A 19,104-nucleotide genomic window follows, 5' to 3' on the forward strand; every position below is an offset into this window, starting at 1 on the left:
CTCAGTCGGTCCCGATCTCCATCGCCACGTCCTCGAGGATGGCCTCGCCCTCGTCGCCGCCGTCGGGGTTGGCGGTGATCTGGTCGTAGCCGCCGGCAGGCAGCTCGCCGAAGAGGGTGCCGTGCTCGACGAGGACGGTGCCCTGGTCGAGCGGCTGACCCGCGTACGCCTCGAGCTTGGCGCGGCTGTCGGCGATGTCGAGGTTGCGCATGGTCAGCTGGCCGATCCGGTCGGTCGGGCCGAAGGCGGCGTTCTCGACGCGCTCCATGGAGAGCTTCTCCGGGTGGTAGGAGAAGTTCTCGCCCTCGGTGCGCACGATCGTGTAGTCGTCGCCGCGGCGCAGCCGCAGCGTGACCGTGCCGGTCACCAGCGAGGCGATCCAGCGCTGGATCGACTCGCGCAGCATCAGCGCCTGCGGGTCGAGCCAGCGGCCCTCGTAGAGCAACCTGCCGAGCTTGCGGCCCTCGAGGTGGTAGTTGGCGAGGGTGTCCTCGTTGTGGATCGCGTTGAGCAGGCGCTCGTACGCCGCGAACAGCAGCGCCATGCCGGGCGCCTCGTAGATGCCGCGGGACTTCGCCTCGATGATGCGGTTCTCGATCTGGTCCGACATGCCGAGCCCGTGTCGCCCACCGATGGCGTTCGCCTCCAGGACGAGGGCCACCGCGTCGTCGTAGCGCCGGCCGTTGATGGCGACAGGACGGCCGGCCTCGAAGGTGACCGAGACGTCCTCGGTGTCGATCGCGACCGTGGGGTCCCAGAACTTCACACCCATGATCGGCTCGACGATCTCGAGCGAGACGTCGAGGTGCTCGAGCACCTTGGCCTCGTGGGTGGCGCCCCAGATGTTGGCGTCGGTGGAGTAGGCCTTCTCCGTGGAGTCGCGGTACGGCAGGCCGTGCTCGACCAGCCACTCGCTCATCTCGTGGCGGCCGCCGAGCTCCTCGACGAAGTCGGCGTCCAGCCAGGGCTTGTAGATCCGCAGCTCAGGGTTGGCCATCAGGCCGTAGCGGTAGAACCGCTCGATGTCGTTGCCCTTGTAGGTCGAGCCGTCGCCCCAGATGTTGACGTCGTCGGCCTGCATCGCGCGCACCAGCATGGTGCCGGTGACGGCACGACCGAGCGGCGTGGTGTTGAAGTAGGCCTTGGCGCCGGAGCGGATGTGGAAGGCACCGCACGCCAGAGCGGCGAGGCCCTCCTCGACCAGCTGGGGCTTGATGTCGACCGCTCGGGCGATCTCGGCGCCGTACTGCTTCGCACGCGCGGGGACGCCGGCGATGTCGGGCTCGTCGGGCTGACCGATGTCGGCGGTGTAGGTGCACGGGATCGCACCCTTGTCGCGCATCCACGCCACCGCGACGGAGGTGTCGAGGCCGCCGGAGAAGGCGATACCGACGCGCTCTCCCTGGGGAAGGGAGGTCAGGACCTTGCTCAACTCTGTGAATCCTTTCGGGTGTCGCCCTCGGCGAGTGCGGTGAACTTGTGGGCCAGGGCGTCTCCCCCGGCGGGGTCGCGCCCGATCACGAGCACAGTGTCGTCCCCGGCGATGGTCCCGAGCACGTCGGCGAGCTCGACCTTGTCGATGGCGCTGGCCAGGAACTGGGCCGCGCCGGGCGGGGTGCGGAGTACGACGAGGTTGGCACTGGCCTCGGCGCTGACCAGCAGCTCGGAGGCCAGCCGGGACAGGCGGTGCTGGGACGCGGCGCTCTCCCCCGTCACCGGGGACCGGTTGCCGCCCTCGGCGGGCACGGCGTACACGAGGGCGCCGGTGGTGGAGCGGACCTTGACCGCGTCGAGCTCGACGAGGTCGCGGCTCAGCGTGGCCTGGGTGACGTGCACGCCCCGACCGCCCAGCAGGTCGGCGAGCTCGGGCTGGGAGCGCACCTCGCGGGTCTCCAGGAGCTCGACGACGATCGCCTGCCGGGCGCTCTTCGTCATCGGGGTCAGGGCGTGCTCGCTCATGTCAGGAACGCTTGCCCTCGAGCCAGGTCAGGACGGCCTTCTGGGCGTGGCGCCGGTTCTCGGCCTCGTCCCACACCACGCTCTGCGGGCCGTCGAGGACCTCGGCGGCGATCTCCATGCCGCGGTACGCCGGCAGGCAGTGCATCACGATGGCGTCGGCCCGCGCCGCGGCGACCAGGCCGGGAGTCACCGACCAGGGGCCGAAGACGGCGCGGCGGGCGTCGCGCTCGTCCTCCTTGCCCATCGAGACCCAGGTGTCGGTGATGACGACGTCGGCGCCGGCGACCGCCTCGAGCGGGTCGACGACGGCGACGCCGGATCCGCCGGTGGCAGCGCCGATCTCGTCGGCGCGGGCGAACATGGCGTCGTCGGGGACGTAGCCGTCGGGGCCGCTGACCCGCACGTGCATCCCGGCGGTGGCGCCGGCGAGCAGCCAGGAGTTGCCCATGTTGCAGGCCCCGTCGCCGAGGAAGGCGGCGGTCAGCCCGGCCAGCTCGCCCTTGTGCTCGCGGATGGTGAGCAGGTCGGCGAGCAGCTGGCAGGGGTGGAACTCGTCGGTGAGGGCGTTGACCACCGGGACGCCGGCGTGGGCCGCCATCTCGTCGAGGTTCGCCTGCGCGTAGGTGCGCCACACGATCTGCGAGGCCTGGCGGCCGAGCACGCGGGCGACGTCGGCGACGGACTCGCGCTTGCCGATGCCGGCCAGGGTGCCGTCGACGAGCATCGGGTGGCCGCCGAGCTCGGCGATGCCGGCCGCGAAGGAGGCCTGGGTGCGCAGGGTGGGCTTGTCGAAGATCATCGCGACGGTGCGCGGCCCGGCCAGCGGCTGGTGGCCGAAGGGCTCGGCCTTGAGCTTGGCCGCGAGGTCCAGCACCTCGGCCTGCTCGGCCGGGCTGAGGTCGTCGTCGCGGAGGAACGAGCGGGTCATGCCTGCACTCCTGCCTGGTCGAGGCCTGCGTGGTCGAGGATGGCCGGCCAGGCCGCCGCGAAGGCGGCGACGTCGGCGTCGGCGAGGTTGAGCGGCGGGGCCATCCGCACCCGCTCGGGGGTGGCGGCGTTCAGGAGGAAGCCGGCGTCCTGCGCGGCGGTGACCACCTCGGCGGCCTTGGGCTCGGCGAGGGTCAGCCCGACGAGGAGACCCGCACCGCGGGTCTCCACGACCCGGGCGTCGGCGCCGGCGGCGGCGCGCAGCGCGGCGCCCTGGGCACGCGCGTGGGCGAGCAGGTCGTCGTCGGCGATCACGTCGAGGACGGCGAGCGCCGCCGCCGCGGCGACCGGGTTGCCGCCGAAGGTCGTGCCGTGGTTGCCCGGGTCGAAGAGCTTGCCGGCTCCGTGGGTGGCCAGGCACGCACCGATCGGGATGCCGCCGGCCAGGCCCTTGGCGAGGGTGACGATGTCGGGCGTGACCGGAGCGTCGACGAGGGCGGGGTTCTGGTGCGCGAACCAGGCACCGGTCCGGCCGACGCCGGTCTGGATCTCGTCGAGCCAGAGCAGGGCGCCGTTCTCGTGGGCGATCCGCTGCGCGGTCGGCAGGTAGTCGCGCGGCGGCACGATGACGCCGGCCTCCCCCTGCACCGGCTCGACCAGGATGGCCGCGGTGTCGCGGTCGACGGCGGCCTCGAGGGCGGCGGAGTCGCCGTACGGGACGAACACGACGTCGCCGGGCAGTGGCTCGAAGGGCTCGCGGTAGGCGAGCTTGGAGGTCAGTGCGAGGGCACCCATGGTGCGGCCGTGGAAGGAACCCTCGGTGGCGACGATCTTCGTGCGGCCGGTGCGCCGGGTCAGCTTGAACGCGGCCTCGTTGGCCTCGGCGCCGGAGTTGGTGAAGAACACCCGGGCCTCGGTGCCGAGAAGGCCGACGAGCCGCTCGGCGAGGGTGATCTGCGGGCCGCTGGCGAAGAAGTTCGAGATGTGGCCGAGGGTCTGCAGCTGCTCGGTGACAGCGGCGACCAGGCGCGGGTGGCCGTGGCCGAGCGCGTTGACGGCGATGCCGCCGAGCAGGTCGACGTACTCACGACCGTCGGCGTCCCACACGTGGGCGCCCTCACCGCGCACCAGCACGGTCTTGGGCGGGCCGAAGGTGTTCATCAGCGCGCCGGTGTAGCGCTCGGTCCACTCCCGGTTGTCGGGGTGCGTCGCGGTCATTGGTGGGCCTCCCGGGCCTTGCGGGTCTTGGTCGTGACGCCGGGCAGCACCTGGGTGCCGACGCCCTCGTCGGTGAACAGCTCGAGGAGTACGGCGTGCTCCTGGCGCCCGTCGACGACGGTCGCCCGCTTCACGCCGTCGCGCACGGCCTGCAGGCAGGCGCTCATCTTGGGGATCATCCCGCTGGCGAGCGACGGGAGGATCTCCTCCAGCGCCTCGGGGCTGATCTCGCCGATGACCTCCTCGGGGTCCGGCCAGTCGAGGTAGAGGCCCTCGACGTCGGTGAGGACGAGCAGCTTCTCGGCACCGAGGGCGGCGGCCAGCGAGGCGGCCGCGGAGTCGGCGTTGACGTTGTGGACCACGCCGTCGGCGTCGGGCGCCACGCTGGACACGACCGGGATCCGGCCGGCCTCGATCAGGTCGAGGACCGCCTCCGGGCGGACGTGGGCGACCTCGCCGACCAGGCCGAGGTCGACCTCCTCGCCATCGACGACGGTGCCGGTCTGCTCGGCGGTGAACAGGTGGGCGTCCTCGCCGGACAGGCCGACCGCGAGCGGGCCGTGCTCGTTGATCAGGCCGACCAGCTCGCGCTGGACCTGGCCGACGAGCACCATGCGTACGACGTCCATCGCCTCGGGCGTGGTGACCCGCAGGCCGCCGCGGAACTCCGACTCGATGCCGAGCCGGTCGAGCATGGTGGAGATCTGCGGACCGCCGCCGTGGACGACGACCGGGCGGAAGCCCGCGAAGCGCAGGAACGCGATGTCCTCGGCGAAGGCGCGCTTGAGGGTCTCGTCGGTCATCGCGTTGCCGCCGTACTTGATGACGACGATCTTGCCGTGGTACGCCTTCAGCCACGGCAGCGCGCCGGCGAGGGTCTCGGCCTTGAACGGGTCGGGCTTTCCCTTGGCTTCATTCATGAGGAGTAGGCGCTGTTCTCGTGGACGTAGGCGTGGGTCAGGTCGTTGGTCCAGACCGTCGCCTCGGCGGCGCCGGCCTTGAGGTCGATGGTGACGGTGACCTTCCGGTCGGACAGGTCGACGAGCGACGGGTTCTCGGCGGGCGTGCTGTTGCGGCACACCCACACGCCGTTCATCGCGACGTCGAGGTCGGCGGGGTCGAAGGCGGCGCTCGTCGTACCGACGGAGGCGAGGACCCGGCCCCAGTTGGGGTCCTTGCCGAAGACGGCCGCCTTGAAGAGGTTGCTGCGGGCGACGCTGCGGCCGACCTCGACCGCGTCGTCCTCGGAGACGGCGCCCCGCGTGGTGATCGCGATCTCGTGGTCGGCGCCTTCGGCGTCGGCGAGCAGCTGGAGCGCCAGCGAGCGGCAGACCTCGGTGAGCGCGGCGGTGAAGTCGGACAGGGCGGGCGCGACGCCGGACGCGCCGCTGGCCATCAGGGTGACGGTGTCGTTGGTGGACTGGCAGCCGTCGGAGTCGAGCCGGTCGAAGCTGACCCGGGTGGCGGCGCGCAGGGCGGCGTCGAGGTCGGCGGCGGGGACGACGGCGTCGGTCGTGATGACGACGAGCATGGTGGCGAGGGCCGGCGCGAGCATGCCGGCGCCCTTGGCCATGCCACCGATCGACCAGCCGTCTCCCTGCACGACGACCTGCTTGGACACCGTGTCGGTGGTCATGATCGCCTCGGCCGCCTCGTTGCCGCCGTCGGCGGAGAGCTGTGCGTGGAGGGTGCCGACGCCGTCGAGCAGCGTCTGCCGGTCGTTGACCAGGCCGATCAGGCCGGTGGAGCACACGACCACGTCGCCGGCGGCGATGCCGACCAGCTCGCCGACCTTCTCGGCGACCTGGTGGGTGGTCTGGAAGCCTTCGGGGCCGGTGTAGCAGTTGGCACCGCCGGAGTTGAGGACGACGGCGCGTACGACGCCGTCCTTGGCGACCTGCTCGCTCCACAGCACGGGGTTGGCCTTGCAGCGGTTGCTGGTGAAGACCGAGGCGGAGTCGAACGTGGGGCCCTGGTTGACGACGAGGGCGAAGTCCTTGTTGCCGGTCGACTTCAGGCCGATCGCGGCTCCGGCGGCGACGAAGCCGGCGGGGTGGGTGACGCTCATGGGTTATGCGGTTCCTTCGGGACGGTTCAGGCAGGGACGGCGGGGGCGACGGTGTGCCCCGATCGTCGCCAGGCCTCCTCGGCCGTGTCGGCCATGCCGGTCGGGACCAGGATCCAGTCGGTGTCGAAGGTGGAGAGCGTGAAGACCGGGATCCCGGCCTCGGCCAGCGGGGTCAGCAGGCCGACGAGGATCCCGACCGCCGACAGGTCGAGCTCGCCGTCGACGCAGAAGGCGGTGAGCGGCTTCTGGTGGCGCGCCTTCTTGGGCACGCTGCGCCCGGCGCAGACCAGGGAGGTCTCGGTCGCCGTCGCGGTGATCGAGAAGACCGAGGAGGACTCGGCCCACAGCGGGATCTCGGCGCCGGCCGCCAGCCGGACGACCGCGAGGGTCTCCGGGTAGCGCGAGAGGGAGTAGCTGGTCTGCTCGGTCTGCTCGGTCACGGGGCCAGTCCTACGGTGGTCAGGCCCGTGGTCTCGTCGAGACCCAGGGCGAGGTTCATGCACTGCACGGCGGCGCCGGCGGTGCCCTTGGCGAGGTTGTCGATGGCGCCGACGGCGACCAGCCTCCCGGCCGCCTCGTCGACGGTGACCTGCAGGTGCACGGCGTTGGAGCCGAGCACCGCCTGGGTCTGCGGCCACTGGCCGCCGGGCAGGACGTGGACGAACGGCTCGTCGGCGTACGCCTTGACGTACGCGGCGTGCGCCTCCTCGGGGGTGACCGGGCCGGCCAGCGGGGCCGAGCAGGTGGCGAGGATGCCGCGCGACATGGGCACGAGCAGCGGGGTGAAGCTGACCTTGACCTCGGTGCCCTCCGGGGCGAGCCGGCCGAGGTTCTGGGTGATCTCGGGCGTGTGGCGGTGCACTCCGCCGACGCCGTACGCACTGGTGTTGCCCATGACCTCGCTGCCGAGCAGGTGCGTCTTGGCGGCCTTGCCGGCGCCGCTGGTGCCGGAGGCGGCGACGACGACGACATCCGGTACCACGAGTCCGGCGGCGACGGCCGGAGCCAGGGTCAGTGAGGAGATCGTCGGATAGCAGCCGGGTACGGCGATCCGCCGGGCTCCCTGGAGCGCCTCCCGGTTGCCGGGGAGCTCGGGCAGGCCGTAGGGCCAGGTGCCGGCGTGGGCGCTGCCGTAGAACTGCTCCCAGGCAGCGGCGTCCTCGAGGCGGAAGTCGGCGCCGCAGTCGATGACGACGACGTCCGGGTTGTGCGCGGTGAGTTCATCGGCGAGTGCGCCGGACTGGCCGTGGGGCAGGCCGAGGAAGACGACGTCGTGACCCGCGAGCACCTCGACCGTGGTCGGCTCGAGCACCCGCTCGGCGAGCGGGACCAGGTGGGGCTGCAGTGCGCCGAGGCGCTCCCCCGCGTTGCTGGCCGCGGTGACCGCGCCGATCTCGACCCCGGGGTGGCCGAGCAGCAGCCGCAGCACCTCGCCCCCGGCGTACCCACTGGCGCCCGCGACGGCGGCCCTCACCTTGCTCATGTGCATGAACATACAGGGTTGTGCATGAAACCGCGACAGCGGCCCGCTGAAACCGCCGTGAAAGCGGCGCCCGGCAGGCTCCCACCCATGAACGACATCCTCCACCCTCCCGCCCCCGGACGCGACCTCGCGGTCGACGCCCGCGGCCTGGTGAAGACCTTCGGGAGCTTCACCGCGGTCGGCGGCATCGACCTGCAGGTCGCTCGCGGCGAGGTCTTCGGCGTGCTCGGACCGAACGGCGCCGGGAAGACGACCACCTTGTCCATGCTCGCGACCCTGCTACCCATCGACAGCGGTCACGCCTCGATCTTCGGCGTCGACGTCGCCTCCGAGCCGCACCGGGTGCGCCAGCTGCTCGGAGTCACCGGCCAGTACGCCTCGGTCGACGAGAACCTCACCGCCACGGAGAACCTGGTCCTCTTCGCCCGGCTGCTCGGACACCGGCGGCAGGGCGCGTACACGATCGCGGCCGACCTGCTCGAGCGGTTCGGCCTCACCGAGGCCGCCACCCGGCAGATCAAGAACTTCTCCGGAGGCATGCGGCGCCGGCTCGACCTGGCCGCCTCGCTGATCGCTCGGCCGCCGCTGATCTTCCTCGACGAGCCGACCACCGGCCTCGACCCGCGCACCCGCGGCCAGATGTGGGACACGATCCGCGAGCTGGTCGCCCAGGGCTCGACGATCCTGCTCACCACGCAGTACCTCGACGAGGCCGACCAGCTGGCCGACCGGATCGCGGTCATCGACGCGGGCCGCAAGGTCGCCGAGGGGACGCCGGAGCAGCTGAAGTCCGGCGTCGGGTCCTCGACCCTGCACCTGCGCCTGGCCGACCGCGAGCAGACGCCGACTGCCGCCGTGGTCGTCGAGCGGGTGCTCGGCGAGGCACCGGTGCTCACCCCCGAGGCCGGCGGGCTCAACGTGCCGCTGACCAACGCCGACCAGGCCGGCGACGTGCTCATCGCGCTGCGCCAGGCCGAGCTGTCGATCACCACCGCGACCGTGCGCCAGCCCACCCTCGACGAGGTGTTCCTGGCACTGACCGGGCACCACAGCGAACCCGACCAGACCGAGACCGAGGAGGTGGCGTGATGACCATGCTCGTCGACACGCACCCGGCGGCCGCCGTACCGCTGTCGCCGGCGGACCTGCCCGCCCGCCCGACCCTGCGCGACACGATCGACCAGACCCTGGCGATGGCGTGGCGCTCGACCAAGAAGATGCGCCGCAACCCGGAGCAGTTCTTCGACGTCACCATCCAGCCGCTGCTGTTCACGGCGATGTTCGCCTACATCTTCGGCGGCGCGATCTCGGGCAGCGTCAGCGCGTACCTGCCGCTGATCATCCCCGGCATCCTCGCCCAGACCGCACTCACCACCTGCATGGCGATGGGCACCCAGCTGCGCGAGGACATGGACAAGGGCACCTTCGACCGGTTCCGGTCACTGCCGATCGCCCGGATCGCACCCCTCGCGGGGCCTGCGCTGGCCGACGTCATCCGCTACACGATCGCCTCGACGCTGACCATCCTGGTCGGCCTCGCCATGGGCTACCGCCCCGGCGGTGGCGTCCTCGGCACGCTCGGTGGCTGGCTGCTCACCATCGTGGCGGCCTGGTCGCTGGCCTGGATCTTCACCTGGCTGGGCACCGTCGCCCGGTCCGCGCAGGCCGTGCAGGGCATCTCGATGCTCATCATGTTCCCGCTGACCTTCCTGTCCAACGCGTTCGTCCCGGCCGACTCGCTGCCCGGGTGGCTGGAGGCGTTCGTGAAGGTCAACCCGGTCTCGCACGTGGTCACCGCGTGCCGCGACCTGATCAACGAGGGCCAGGTCACCGCCGAGGTCGGCTGGGCGGTGCTCGGCTGCGCCGCGGTGGTCGCGATCTTCGCGCCGCTGGCGGTGCGGTCCTACTCGCGGAAGTTCTGAGGCCTCGGCTCATCGCCGAACAGCCGCGCGACGACGTCGCGGGTCTCGTCCAACAGGTCGAGCCCGCGGCGTTCGGCGTACTCCGCGTCGAGCAGGGCGAGCTCGCCCGGAAGGACGTCCTCGCAACGGGCGGCCGCGCGCTCCCACGACAGAGACGGCACGAAGCGCGGGTAGGCGAGGCGCTCGGCAAGCACGAGCAGTCGGACGGCCTCGGCCGTGGAGGAGGTGCCGTCGCGCAGGGCCCAGGTGCCGAGGGCGAAGAGCATCAGGCCCACCACCGGGACGTCGACGAACCTGCGGTCGCGCTCGATCACCCGCCGCAGCGCGTCCACCAGCCAAGGATGGAGCTCCCTCCCCCGCTCCTCGCGTCCGTGGAGGGCGAACGCGAGCAGGGCCACGGTGTTGCCGTAGATCGTCCACGGAGCGATGTCGGCGTCGTCCCCCATGCCGGGGAAGCGGACGGCGGCCATCGCCGCGGCGGCCTGCTCGACGATGCGGCAGCCCTCGTCCACCTCGCCCCGAGCGAAGGCGATCTCGGCCCTGGTGACCAGCACGGAGCCCCGGGCGCTGAACGCACCGCCGGCGGGGATGTCGGTGCGCGCCAGCACGTCGTCGAGGATCCGCTCGGCCTCGTCCGGGTCGCCGCGCTCGATCGCGGCGACCGCCGAGACGGCCATGGCCTGCAGTGCGTCCTCGTGCGCGCCGAGCCGGACCAGCACGGGTACGGCGGCCCGCGCGTACGGCTCCGCGAGCTCGGGCCGGCCGACCTGGCTGTAGAGGCCGGCGAGCTGGGAGTGCAGCACCGCCCTGGTCCAGGGACCGTCGTCGTCGGTGGCGACCGTCAGGGCCTCCTCGGCCGCCGCGATCGCTCCGGCGGCGTCACCGATGTTCTCGCGCTCGTGGCTGCGCCACTGCAGGGCCACGCCGCGCACCCGCGGATCGGCGGATCCGACGAGCTCGTCGGTGGGCGAGATGAGGTGGGTGGAGCCGGGCGCGTCCACGCCGAGCACGACGGTGGTCATCGCTGCGATCCGCGGGCTCGTCGTGCCGGGGCCGAGCGCGGTGAGCTCGCGGACGAGGGCGCTGACGTCGAGCTGGGCGATCCAGGAGTTGACCAGGGACAGGCACAGGGCCGCTCGCGCCTGGTCGGCGCGGGCGTGAGCGGCGCGGGCGCCGGCCAGGACCTCGGCGACCGGCTCGACCAGCATCACGACGCGGGCGTGCTCGCCGCGGATGCTCCAGAAGCCGCCGAGGAGCGCCATCAACGCGACCACGGCGTCGGGATCCGCGGCGGCGAGTGCCTTGCGCAGCGCGTCGGCGAGGTTGTTCTCCTCGGCCGCGATCTTGTCGATCGTCTCCACCTGCTCCCGGGAGAACAGCCGCGGTCCCAGTCGGTCCGCGATCGCGACCGCCCAGCCCTGGTGGGCCGCCTGCGCGTCGGCTTCCTCACCGGCGTCGACCAGCTGCATCCGGCCGAACTCACGGACGGTCTCGAGCATGCGATAGCGGGCCGGGGCTGCGTCACCGCTGTCGAGGACGGTCAGCAGGGACTGGGCGACCAGCTCCTCGACGGACGTGAGCGCGTCGTCGCCGAGCATCCGCTCCGCCGCCTCGAGCGTGAAGCCGTCCTGGAAGACCGACAGCCGGCGCAGCCCGCGTCGGTCGCGCTCGGAGAGCAGGTTCCAGGACCAGTCGATGACCGCGAGGAGCGTCTGGTGGCGATCCGGGGCGCTGCGGTCGCCGCCGCGCAGGAGGGCGAACCGGTTCTCCAGCCGGGTCGCGATGTCGTCGACCGACATCGCGCGCACCTTGACCGCGGCCAGCTCGATCGCGAGCGGCAGCCCGTCGAGGCGCTCCACGATCTCGGCGACGGCGGCGTCCGGGAGTGCGACCCGGGGCCGGGCGGCGAGCGCACGCTGGCGGAACAGGTCGGCTGCGTCCGCGGGTCCGAGCCGGCTCAGCTCGAAGACGTGCTCGGCGGCGATCGCGAGCGGGGCCCGGGTCGTGGTGAGCACCCGGAGTCCGGGTGTGAGGGCGACGAGGAAGGCGACCAGGTCCGCGACGGCCTCGACCAGGTGCTCGCAGTTGTCGAGCACCAGGAGGCTCGGCGCCTGGTCGAGCTGCTGGGCGATCCGGGAGCGGATGTCGCGCACCTGCTCGGGGGTGAGTCTCTTGCGCCCCGTCACCGAGTCCCGTACGCCGAGTGCCGAGCCGACCTCGGCGACGACGTCGGCAGGGTCGACGACGCCGACCAGCTCCACCACGTGGACCGCCGGCTGGTCGGCCTCGGCGGCCACCAGCTGGGCGAGGCGGGTCTTGCCGAGCCCGCCCGGGCCGAGGATCGACACGACGCGGTGGGAGCCGACCAGCGCGCGCAGCCGGGCGAGGTCGCCGGTGCGTCCGACCAGGCTGCTGGCGTAGTGGGCCAGTCCCGAGCGGACCGGCCGGTCGAGCAGCATCAGCTCGTGGTGGAGGGCCTGCAGCTCGGGGGCGGGGTCGACGCCGAGGCGGTCGGCCAGACGGGCCCGGTGGTCCTCGTAGCGGGTGAGTGCCGCAGGCACGCCGCGGACGGCGGCCTCGCTGCGCAGCAGGGCCGCGAGGGCGAGGTCGTCGCCGTCGGTGCCGTTCTCCTCCAGCAGCGGCAGAGCCTCGTCGTGGCGGCCGAGGGCGGCCAGGATCCGGCCGGCGAGGGCGGGGTGCGCGTCGAGCTGCGGGAGGTACGGCGCCGCCTCGCTCCAGGCCCCGGCCGCGACGGCCCGGCGGGCAGCATCGACCGCCTGGTCGCTCGCCCAGACGTCGACGTCACCGGTGTCGAGCGCCAGCCGGTAGCCGTGCCCCGCCCGCTCGACGACGCCGGGCGCGGTCGCGGCCCGCGCCCGGGACACGACGACCTGCAGTGCCTTGGTCGGGCTGACGGGCGGCTCGTCGCCCCAGATCGCGTCGATCAGGAACTCCTCGCCGACGCTCTTGCCACGAGCATCGGCCAGCGCCGCGAGCAGCGTGCGCGTCCGGTCACCTGGGACGGCGACGCCGTCCCAGGTGACCTCGTCGGCCAGCCGCAGCCGCGGCCCCGGCTTGCCCTGACTCAGCGTTGCACTGCCCCCGTCAGCTCCGCGGCGCGGGCCACGGCGGCGTCGCGGGCGGCACCGGTCTCGGCCTCGGTGAGGGTGCGGTCCGGTGCTCGGAAGCGCAGCGCGAACGCGAGCGACTTCTGCCCCTCGTCGATCTGCTCGCCGGTGTAGACGTCGAACAGCCGGATCGACTCCAGCAGGTCGCCCGCACCCTCGCGCAGCGCGGCCTCGACGGCGGCGACGGTGACGCCGGCGTCGACGACCAGGGCGACGTCCTCCTTGGCCAGCGGCATCGTGGAGAACTCCGGGCCGGGGACGACCTCGGTGGCGGCGGCCATCAGCGCGTCGAGGTCGAGCTCGACGGCGGCGCTGCGGGCCGGGAGGCCGTAGGCACGGCACACATTGGGGTGGAGCTCGCCGGCGTGGCCGATCTCGACGCCGTCGATGCTGACCACCGCGCAGCGGCCGGGGTGCCAGGGCATCCGGCCGGCCGAGGCGACCTGGACAGTGACACCCAGGTCGGCCGCGAGACGTCGTACGACGGACAGCGCGTCGGTCCAGCCGGCCTCGGTCCCGGCACCCCACCAGCCGGCCCGGCGCCGCTCGCCCGCGAGGACGACGGCGAGGTGCTGCGGCTGCACGGGCAGGGCCTCGACCAGCTTCTCCAGCTCGGCCGCGGACGGGCGGGTGTGCACGCCGTAGATCGGTGCGGGGCCGTTGTCGGCGGGGAACGCGACGGTGCCGGTCTCGAACAGGGCGACACCGGGCGCGCCGCGTCCGACGTTGCGCGCGGCGGCGTCGAGCAGGCCGGGGAGCAGTGTCGTGGTGTAGGCCGGCTCCTCGCTCGACAGCGGGTTGGCGAGCCCGACGGTGGCACGCAGCGGGTCGTCGGCGGGCAGGCCGAGCTTGTCGAAGGTCGCCTCGCCGACGAACGGGAAGCTGACGATCTCGACCAGACCGGCACCGGCGAGGGTGCGGCCGATCCGGCGGCGCAGGCGCTGGGTGCGGGTCAGGCCACGGCCGGTCGCGCGCCGCGGGAGGACGCTCGGCACCTGGTCGTAGCCGACGATCCGCACGACCTCCTCGACCAGGTCGTAGGGGTCGTTGATGTCGGGGCGCCAGGTCGGCGGGACGACCTCGATGGTGCCGGCGTCCTGCTCGGTGACCGTCGCACCGATGCTGCGGAGGTTCTCGACGGTGGCCATCGCGGTGATGTCGATGCCGCTGAGCCGGGCGGGCAGGTCGGTGGCGATGGTGATCGCCGGGCGCTCGGGGGCGGTGCCGACCAGGGTGTAGCCGGGCTCGGCGGTCGCGCCGCCGTGCTCGACGAGCAGCTCGACCACGCGGTCGGCGGCGATGCCGGGCAGCAGCGGGTCGACCCCGCGCTCGTTGCGCTTCCCGGCCTCGGAGGTCAGCTTGTGGCGCTTGCCGGTGCGGAACATGGCGACGGCGTCCCAGTGGGCGGCCTCGACGAGGATCCGGGTGGTGCTCTCCGACATCTCGGTGGTCGCACCGCCCATCACGCCGGCCAGGCCGATCGGGCCGGAGTCGTCGGTGATGACCAGGTCCTCGACCGACAGCTCGCGCACGGCGTCGTCGAGCGTGGTGAGCCTCTCGCCCTCCTTGGCCCGGCGGACGCCGAGGGCTCCGGCGACCTTGTCGGCGTCGTACCCGTGGATCGGCTGGCCGAGCTCGAGCATGACGTAGTTGGTGACGTCGACGGCGAGCGAGATGGAGCGCATGCCGGCCTGCTCGACGCGGCGCTTGATGAACTCCGGCGTCGGGGCGCCCGGGTCGAACCCGCTGACGAGGCGCGCGGCGAACACCGGGCAGCCGGCGGGATCGTCGACGACGACCTCCCAGGCCTTGCCGTCGACCTCGGGGAGATCGCGCTCGGCAGGGTCGGTGAACGGTACGTCGAAGCCGAGCGCCGCCTCGCGCGCGACACCGCGCAGGGACAGGGCGTAGGCGCGGTCCGGGTTGATCTCGAACTCGATGACCTCGTCGTCGAGCCCGAGGAGCGCGAACACGTCGTCGCCGGGCTGGCCGGCGTCCGGGGGCAGCACGATGATGCCGTCGTGGTCCTCGCCGATGCCGAGCTCGCGGGCCGAGCAGATCATGCCGGCAGAGACGTGGCCGTAGGTCTTGCGGGCGGAGATCTCGAAGCCGCCCGGCAGCACGGCGCCGGGGAGGACGACGACGACGAGGTCACCGGGCGCGAAGTTGTGGGCGCCGCAGATGATGCCCTGCGGCTCACCGGTGCCGTTGGCGTCACCGACGTCGACGGTGCACCAGTTGATGACCTTGCCGTTCTTCTGCGGCTCCTTGTCCTGGGTGAGGACACGGCCGATGACGAGCGGGCCGGTGATGTCGGCAGCCTCGATGGCCTCGAGCTTGAGGCCGAGCGCGGTGAGCCGGTCGGTCAGCACCTCGGTGGTGACCGACTCGGGCAGGTCGACGAGCTCCCGGATCCAGGAGACAGGGGCCTTCACAGTTCACTCCCGAATGCCGTGGTGAAGCGCACGTCGCCCTCGAACAGGGTGCGCAGGTCCTCGAGGCCGTGCCGGAACATCAGGGTCCGGTCGATGCCCATCCCGAAGGCGAAGCCCGAGTAGCGCTCGGAGTCGACGCCGCAGGCCCGGAGCACGCGCGGGTTGACGATGCCGCAGCCGCCCCACTCGATCCAGCCCTCGCCGCGACAGGTGCGGCAGGCGTCGGAGTCGATGCCACGGCAGACGAAGCAGACCAGGTCGACCTCGGCGGACGGCTCCGTGAAGGGGAAGTACGACGGCCGGAACCGGGTGGTGATGCCCTCGCCGAACATCTGGCTCGCGAAGTGGTCGAGGGTGCCCTTGAGGTGGGCCATCGAGATGCCCTCGTCGATGGCGAGGCCCTCGACCTGGTGGAACATCGGCGAGTGGGTGGCGTCGTACTCGTCGGTGCGGAAGACGCGACCCGGGCACACGACGTAGAGCGGAGGCGTACGCGTCAGCATGGTGCGCGCCTGGACCGGGCTGGTGTGGGTGCGCAGCACGACGTGGTTGTCGGCCGGCTCGGTCCAGAACGTGTCCTGCATGGTGCGAGCCGGATGGTCGGGCCCGAGGTTGAGCGCGTCGAAGTTGAGCCACTCGGCCTCGATGACCGGCCCCTCGGCGACCTCCCAGCCCATCGCGACGAAGATGTCGGCGATCAGCTCCGCGCCGGTGGTCAGCGGGTGACGGCCGCCGAGCGGGAGCTCGTCGGTCGGCAGCGTCACGTCGACGGCCTCCTCGACGAGGATCCGCGCCTCGTGCTCCGCCTCCAGCACCTCCTGCCGCGCGGCGAGCGCCTTGCTCACGGCACCGCGGGCCTGGCCGACGCGCTGGCCGGCCTCCTTGCGGGCCTGAGGAGGCAGCGCGCCGATCTCGCGGTTGGCGAGAGCGAGCGGCGAGCGGTCGCCGGCGTGGTCGGTCCGCACCGCCTTGAGCTGCTCCAGGTCGGTGGCGGCGGCGATCGCGGCCAGGGCGGCGTCGCGCGCCGCTTCGAGCTCGGCAGGGCTCACGGCGGCGACCTCCACGGGGTCGTAGTCAGTGTTCGGGCCAGACATATCGGCGCCAGTCTAGGAACCCGGGTCGCTCCCCCGCGAACCGGTATTCGCCCGTGGGACCTACTCGGGGAACTGCTCGGCTACCGCGGTCAGCCGCGCGACGTACGACGGCCAGTCGACGCCGTCCGGGACGTTGGTCATCGCGGGGCGCAGCCCGGCGGCGCCGTCGAGCTGCTCGCGGAGGATGTCGAGCTGGCCGGCGTGCCGCTGGAGGTCGCACAGGACGTGGACGGCGATGTGGTGCAGCGTGGTCCCTGCCCCGTCCTGCGGCCACCACGGGACGCGCCCGGGAGTGTCCAGCGGGAGCTCGGCGAGCGCGGCGTCGGCGAAGGCGCCGACCCGGCCGTAGAGGGCGATCAGCTCGGCGGCCGGGAGGTCGGCGGGCACGGTCCAGTCGGCCTGGGGATCGGTGTCGTAGGCGTCCATCGCGATCACCGCCGGGTGGTCCGGCTCTGGCCAGACCCGTCCGAAGGTCGGGCCGAAGTAGCCGATCTCGACGTTGGCGCAGTGCAGCACCGTGCCCAGGAAGGAGGTCCCGGTCGGGGTGCGGGGCAGGCGCAGCTGCCGCTCGCCCAGTCCCTCGAGCTTCCAGAGCAGCGCCTCGCGGACATTGGTCAGGTAGCGGCGAAGCACGTCGGCGGGCGGTTCGGCCTCGGTCATGGGCTCATGCTGCCACGGTCCGCGCGACCGGCCAGGTCGTGACGATCCGGGCGCCGCCGCCGGGGCGGTCGTCGACGACGATGGTGCCGCCGTGAGCGCGGACCAGGCCGCGCACGATGTAGAGGCCGAGGCCCGACCCGCCGCCCGTGCCTTCGGTCCAGAACTTGGTGAAGATCCGCTGCCGCAGCTCGGGGGCGATGCCGGCGCCCTCGTCGGTGACGGTGACGGCGAGGTGGTCGTCGTCCTCGCCCCAGCGCCCGACGTGGACCCGGACCGTGCCGCTGCCGTGGCGCACGGCGTTCTCGACGACATTGGTGAGCACCTGCAGCACCTTGTCCGGGTCGGCGTCGACCGGGGGGAGGTCGGGCTCGATGTCGAGCTCGATCGGCGTGGAGGTGACCACGGTGATCGACCGGTGCACCAGCTCGGCCTTGCGACCGAGGTCGGTCGGGCGGCGGTGCAGCTGGAGCCGGCCGGTGTCGATCCGGGCGACGTCGAGCAGCTCGGTGATCAGCCGGCTGAGCCGGTCGGCGTCCGCGCTCGCGGTGGTGAGCATGAGTCGCTTCTGCTCGTCGCTGAGCTTGTCCCACCGGTTGAGGAGGGCCTGGACGAAGCCCTTGACGCCGGTGAGGGGGGAGCGCAGCTCGTGGGCGAGGGTGGCGACGAGGTCGGAGCGGTCGCGGTCGAGGCGGGCCCGGCCCCGGCCGGAGCGCAGGTCGATGGCCACAGTGGTGACCGGGCCGGGGCGGACGGCACGGTGCAGTCGCGCGGTGACCAGCACCTCGGTGCCGTCGGGCAGCAGCCACGACTGCTCGGGGACACCGCTGCGGGTGGACAGTCCGCGGTACGGCGCGTTCGCGTCGGTCCAGGTCCGCGCGTCGTGGTCGGTGAGGGCGAGCACCTCGCCCAGCGGCCGACCGACGGCGGCAGCCGGGTCGTCGATGCCGAGCATGGCGGCCGCGACCGCGTTGACCGCGCTCACCGTGGCGTCGGCGCCGGCGAGGACGACGCCGTCCGGCAGGAGGTCGAGGGGGTCGGTCACGACCTCATCATGGCGCGGGCGCTGGCGTAGAGACAGACCGCCGCGGCCGTGGCGAGGTTGAGCGACTCGGCACCGCCGAGGATCGGGATGCTGACCCGGTGGTCGGCCAGCGCCGCGAGCTCCTCGGGCAGGCCCCAGGCCTCGTTGCCGAACAGCCAGGCCGTGGGCCGCGCGAGCAGGTCGTCGGCGGCGAAGAGGTCGACCTCTCCCCCGCCGTCGGCGGCGAGCACCGTGAGCCCGGCCGCCTGCGCCCGTCGTACGGCGGAGGCCGGGTCGCGCTCGACGACCACCGGGAGGTGGAAAAGGCTGCCGACGGTCGCCCGGACGGTCTTCGGGTTGTAGGGGTCGACGGAGTCACCGGCCAGCACGACGGCCCCGGCGCCGGCGGCGTCGCTGGTGCGGATGACGGTGCCGGCGTTGCCGGGGTCGCGCACGTCGGCGCAGATCGACAGCAGCCGCGGGGCGGACGGCAGCTCGCTGTCCAGGAACCGGCACACCGCCACCAGGCCGGCTGGGTTGACGCTGTCGCTGAGGCCGCCCATCGCGCGGTCGTCGACCAGGGTGACCGGGGCGTCGGCCAGCAGGTCGGCGTACTGCACGGCGGCCTCGGCGGTCGCGAACACCTCGACCACGACACCGGCGCCGAGCGCGCCCTCGACGGCCTTCGGGCCGTCGGCAAGGAAACACCGCCGCCCGGATCGCTCCGGACGGCGGTGCAGCTTGCGTGCTTCCTTGACGCGGGTGTTGCCCGCGCTCAGAGGAGTCATGCTCAGGCGGACACCTTGGGCGCGTTGACGTCCTCGGGCAGCGCGGCCTTGGCCTGCGCGACGAGCGCGGCGAAGGCGGGCGCGTCGTTGACCGCGAGGTCGGCGAGGATCTTGCGGTCGACCTCGATGCCGGCCAGGTTGAGACCCTGGATGAAGCGGTTGTAGGTCAGGCCCTCGGCGCGGGCAGCGGCGTTGATGCGCTGGATCCACAGGCGGCGGAAGTTGCCCTTGTTCTTCTTGCGGTCGTTGTAGCTGTAGACCAGCGAGTGGGTGACCTGCTCCTTGGCCTTGCGGTAGAGCCGCGAGCGCTGGCCGCGGTAGCCGCTGGCCCGGTCGAGGGTGGTACGACGCTTCTTCGCCGCGTTCACTGCGCGCTTGACGCGTGCCATCTTCTTACTCCT

General features: G+C 72.7%; 17 protein-coding genes. 2 read left to right on the forward strand and 15 right to left on the reverse strand.

Annotated features, from left to right (window positions below; translation table 11 throughout):
• Position 1: 1 nt before the first annotated feature.
• The 8 genes from argG to argC are packed head-to-tail and all read right to left on the reverse strand — an operon-like array spanning position 2 to position 7,661.
• Positions 2-1,432 carry an argininosuccinate synthase gene (gene argG / locus QI633_RS14375; protein ID WP_141798568.1) on the reverse strand — a complete coding sequence of 477 codons (1,431 nt, stop codon included), beginning with the start codon at positions 1,430-1,432 and terminating at the stop codon, positions 2-4.
• Positions 1,429-1,959, reverse strand: a complete 531-nt coding sequence (locus QI633_RS14380) for an arginine repressor (RefSeq protein ID WP_141798567.1) — start codon at positions 1,957-1,959, stop codon at positions 1,429-1,431. Before QI633_RS14380 ends, argG begins: the two co-directional genes overlap by 4 nt.
• Before the next feature lies 1 nt (position 1,960).
• On the reverse strand, positions 1,961-2,887 hold the full coding sequence (argF, locus tag QI633_RS14385; RefSeq protein WP_141798566.1) for an ornithine carbamoyltransferase: 927 nt from the start codon (positions 2,885-2,887) through the stop codon (positions 1,961-1,963).
• Positions 2,884-4,104 (reverse strand): acetylornithine transaminase, encoded by a 1,221-nt coding sequence (locus QI633_RS14390; RefSeq protein WP_282426168.1) that lies wholly within the window; start codon positions 4,102-4,104, stop codon positions 2,884-2,886. Before QI633_RS14390 ends, argF begins: the two co-directional genes overlap by 4 nt.
• Positions 4,101-5,024 carry an acetylglutamate kinase gene (gene argB, locus QI633_RS14395; RefSeq protein ID WP_141798564.1) on the reverse strand — a complete coding sequence of 308 codons (924 nt, stop codon included), beginning with the start codon at positions 5,022-5,024 and terminating at the stop codon, positions 4,101-4,103. The genes QI633_RS14390 and argB overlap by 4 nt, the downstream gene beginning before the upstream one ends.
• Entirely contained in the window at positions 5,021-6,172 is a 1,152-nt protein-coding gene (argJ, locus tag QI633_RS14400; protein WP_282426169.1) for a bifunctional glutamate N-acetyltransferase/amino-acid acetyltransferase ArgJ, read from the reverse strand. The genes argB and argJ overlap by 4 nt, the downstream gene beginning before the upstream one ends.
• A 26-nt stretch (positions 6,173-6,198) precedes the next feature.
• On the reverse strand, positions 6,199-6,612 hold the full coding sequence (locus QI633_RS14405) for an ACT domain-containing protein (RefSeq protein ID WP_160158233.1): 414 nt from the start codon (positions 6,610-6,612) through the stop codon (positions 6,199-6,201).
• Positions 6,609-7,661, reverse strand: a complete 1,053-nt coding sequence (gene argC / locus QI633_RS14410) for an N-acetyl-gamma-glutamyl-phosphate reductase (RefSeq protein ID WP_282426170.1) — start codon at positions 7,659-7,661, stop codon at positions 6,609-6,611. The genes QI633_RS14405 and argC overlap by 4 nt, the downstream gene beginning before the upstream one ends.
• 81 nt (positions 7,662-7,742) lie before the next feature.
• On the opposite strand from argC, the gene QI633_RS14415 reads away from it, so the two are divergent.
• On the forward strand, positions 7,743-8,744 hold the full coding sequence (locus QI633_RS14415) for an ATP-binding cassette domain-containing protein (protein WP_282426171.1): 1,002 nt from the start codon (positions 7,743-7,745) through the stop codon (positions 8,742-8,744).
• Positions 8,744-9,577: an ABC transporter permease gene (locus QI633_RS14420; protein ID WP_174245209.1), complete on the forward strand. Its 834-nt coding sequence runs from the start codon at positions 8,744-8,746 to the stop codon at positions 9,575-9,577. Before QI633_RS14415 ends, QI633_RS14420 begins: the two co-directional genes overlap by 1 nt.
• On the opposite strand, the gene QI633_RS14425 is transcribed toward QI633_RS14420, so the two are convergent.
• The 7 genes from QI633_RS14425 to rplT all read right to left on the reverse strand — a co-directional run bounded on the left by QI633_RS14425 (position 9,559) and on the right by rplT (position 19,092).
• Positions 9,559-12,462: an NB-ARC domain-containing protein gene (locus QI633_RS14425; RefSeq protein WP_282426172.1), complete on the reverse strand. Its 2,904-nt coding sequence runs from the start codon at positions 12,460-12,462 to the stop codon at positions 9,559-9,561. The two genes, QI633_RS14420 and QI633_RS14425, sit on opposite strands and share 19 nt — an antisense overlap.
• Positions 12,463-12,662: 200 nt before the next feature.
• Positions 12,663-15,140, reverse strand: a complete 2,478-nt coding sequence (pheT, locus tag QI633_RS14430; RefSeq protein ID WP_282426173.1) for a phenylalanine--tRNA ligase subunit beta — start codon at positions 15,138-15,140, stop codon at positions 12,663-12,665.
• Positions 15,137-16,234: a phenylalanine--tRNA ligase subunit alpha gene (gene pheS, locus QI633_RS14435; RefSeq protein WP_141798557.1), complete on the reverse strand. Its 1,098-nt coding sequence runs from the start codon at positions 16,232-16,234 to the stop codon at positions 15,137-15,139. The genes pheT and pheS overlap by 4 nt, the downstream gene beginning before the upstream one ends.
• A 60-nt stretch (positions 16,235-16,294) precedes the next feature.
• Positions 16,295-16,894: a DinB family protein gene (locus tag QI633_RS14440; protein ID WP_282426174.1), complete on the reverse strand. Its 600-nt coding sequence runs from the start codon at positions 16,892-16,894 to the stop codon at positions 16,295-16,297.
• 4 nt (positions 16,895-16,898) lie between these two features.
• Positions 16,899-17,936 carry an ATP-binding protein gene (locus QI633_RS14445; RefSeq protein WP_282426175.1) on the reverse strand — a complete coding sequence of 346 codons (1,038 nt, stop codon included), beginning with the start codon at positions 17,934-17,936 and terminating at the stop codon, positions 16,899-16,901.
• Positions 17,933-18,703 (reverse strand): RNA methyltransferase, encoded by a 771-nt coding sequence (locus QI633_RS14450; protein WP_282426176.1) that lies wholly within the window; start codon positions 18,701-18,703, stop codon positions 17,933-17,935. The genes QI633_RS14445 and QI633_RS14450 overlap by 4 nt, the downstream gene beginning before the upstream one ends.
• A 2-nt stretch (positions 18,704-18,705) precedes the next feature.
• A complete protein-coding gene (gene rplT, locus QI633_RS14455; protein WP_141798554.1) occupies positions 18,706-19,092 on the reverse strand; it encodes a 50S ribosomal protein L20 in 387 nt (128 codons plus the stop codon).
• Between the last annotated feature and the right edge of the window lie 12 nt (positions 19,093-19,104).

Origin of the sequence: Nocardioides sp. QY071 (genome assembly GCF_029961765.1) — a bacterium.
In the GTDB taxonomy this organism is placed as follows: domain Bacteria; phylum Actinomycetota; class Actinomycetes; order Propionibacteriales; family Nocardioidaceae; genus Nocardioides.

Coding starts and splice junctions, on each gene's coding strand:
- QI633_RS14380 (WP_141798567.1), bottom strand. CDS start 1,959: ATGAGCGAGCACGCCCTGACCCCGATGACGAAGAGCGCCCGGCAGGCG.
- argF (WP_141798566.1), bottom strand. CDS start 2,887: ATGACCCGCTCGTTCCTCCGCGACGACGACCTCAGCCCGGCCGAGCAG.
- QI633_RS14390 (WP_282426168.1), bottom strand. CDS start 4,104: ATGACCGCGACGCACCCCGACAACCGGGAGTGGACCGAGCGCTACACC.
- argB (WP_141798564.1), bottom strand. CDS start 5,024: ATGAATGAAGCCAAGGGAAAGCCCGACCCGTTCAAGGCCGAGACCCTC.
- argJ (WP_282426169.1), bottom strand. CDS start 6,172: ATGAGCGTCACCCACCCCGCCGGCTTCGTCGCCGCCGGAGCCGCGATC.
- argC (WP_282426170.1), bottom strand. CDS start 7,661: ATGCACATGAGCAAGGTGAGGGCCGCCGTCGCGGGCGCCAGTGGGTAC.
- QI633_RS14415 (WP_282426171.1), top strand. CDS start 7,743: ATGAACGACATCCTCCACCCTCCCGCCCCCGGACGCGACCTCGCGGTC.
- QI633_RS14420 (WP_174245209.1), top strand. CDS start 8,744: ATGACCATGCTCGTCGACACGCACCCGGCGGCCGCCGTACCGCTGTCG.
- pheS (WP_141798557.1), bottom strand. CDS start 16,234: ATGTCTGGCCCGAACACTGACTACGACCCCGTGGAGGTCGCCGCCGTG.
- QI633_RS14440 (WP_282426174.1), bottom strand. CDS start 16,894: ATGACCGAGGCCGAACCGCCCGCCGACGTGCTTCGCCGCTACCTGACC.
- QI633_RS14450 (WP_282426176.1), bottom strand. CDS start 18,703: ATGACTCCTCTGAGCGCGGGCAACACCCGCGTCAAGGAAGCACGCAAG.
- rplT (WP_141798554.1), bottom strand. CDS start 19,092: ATGGCACGCGTCAAGCGCGCAGTGAACGCGGCGAAGAAGCGTCGTACC.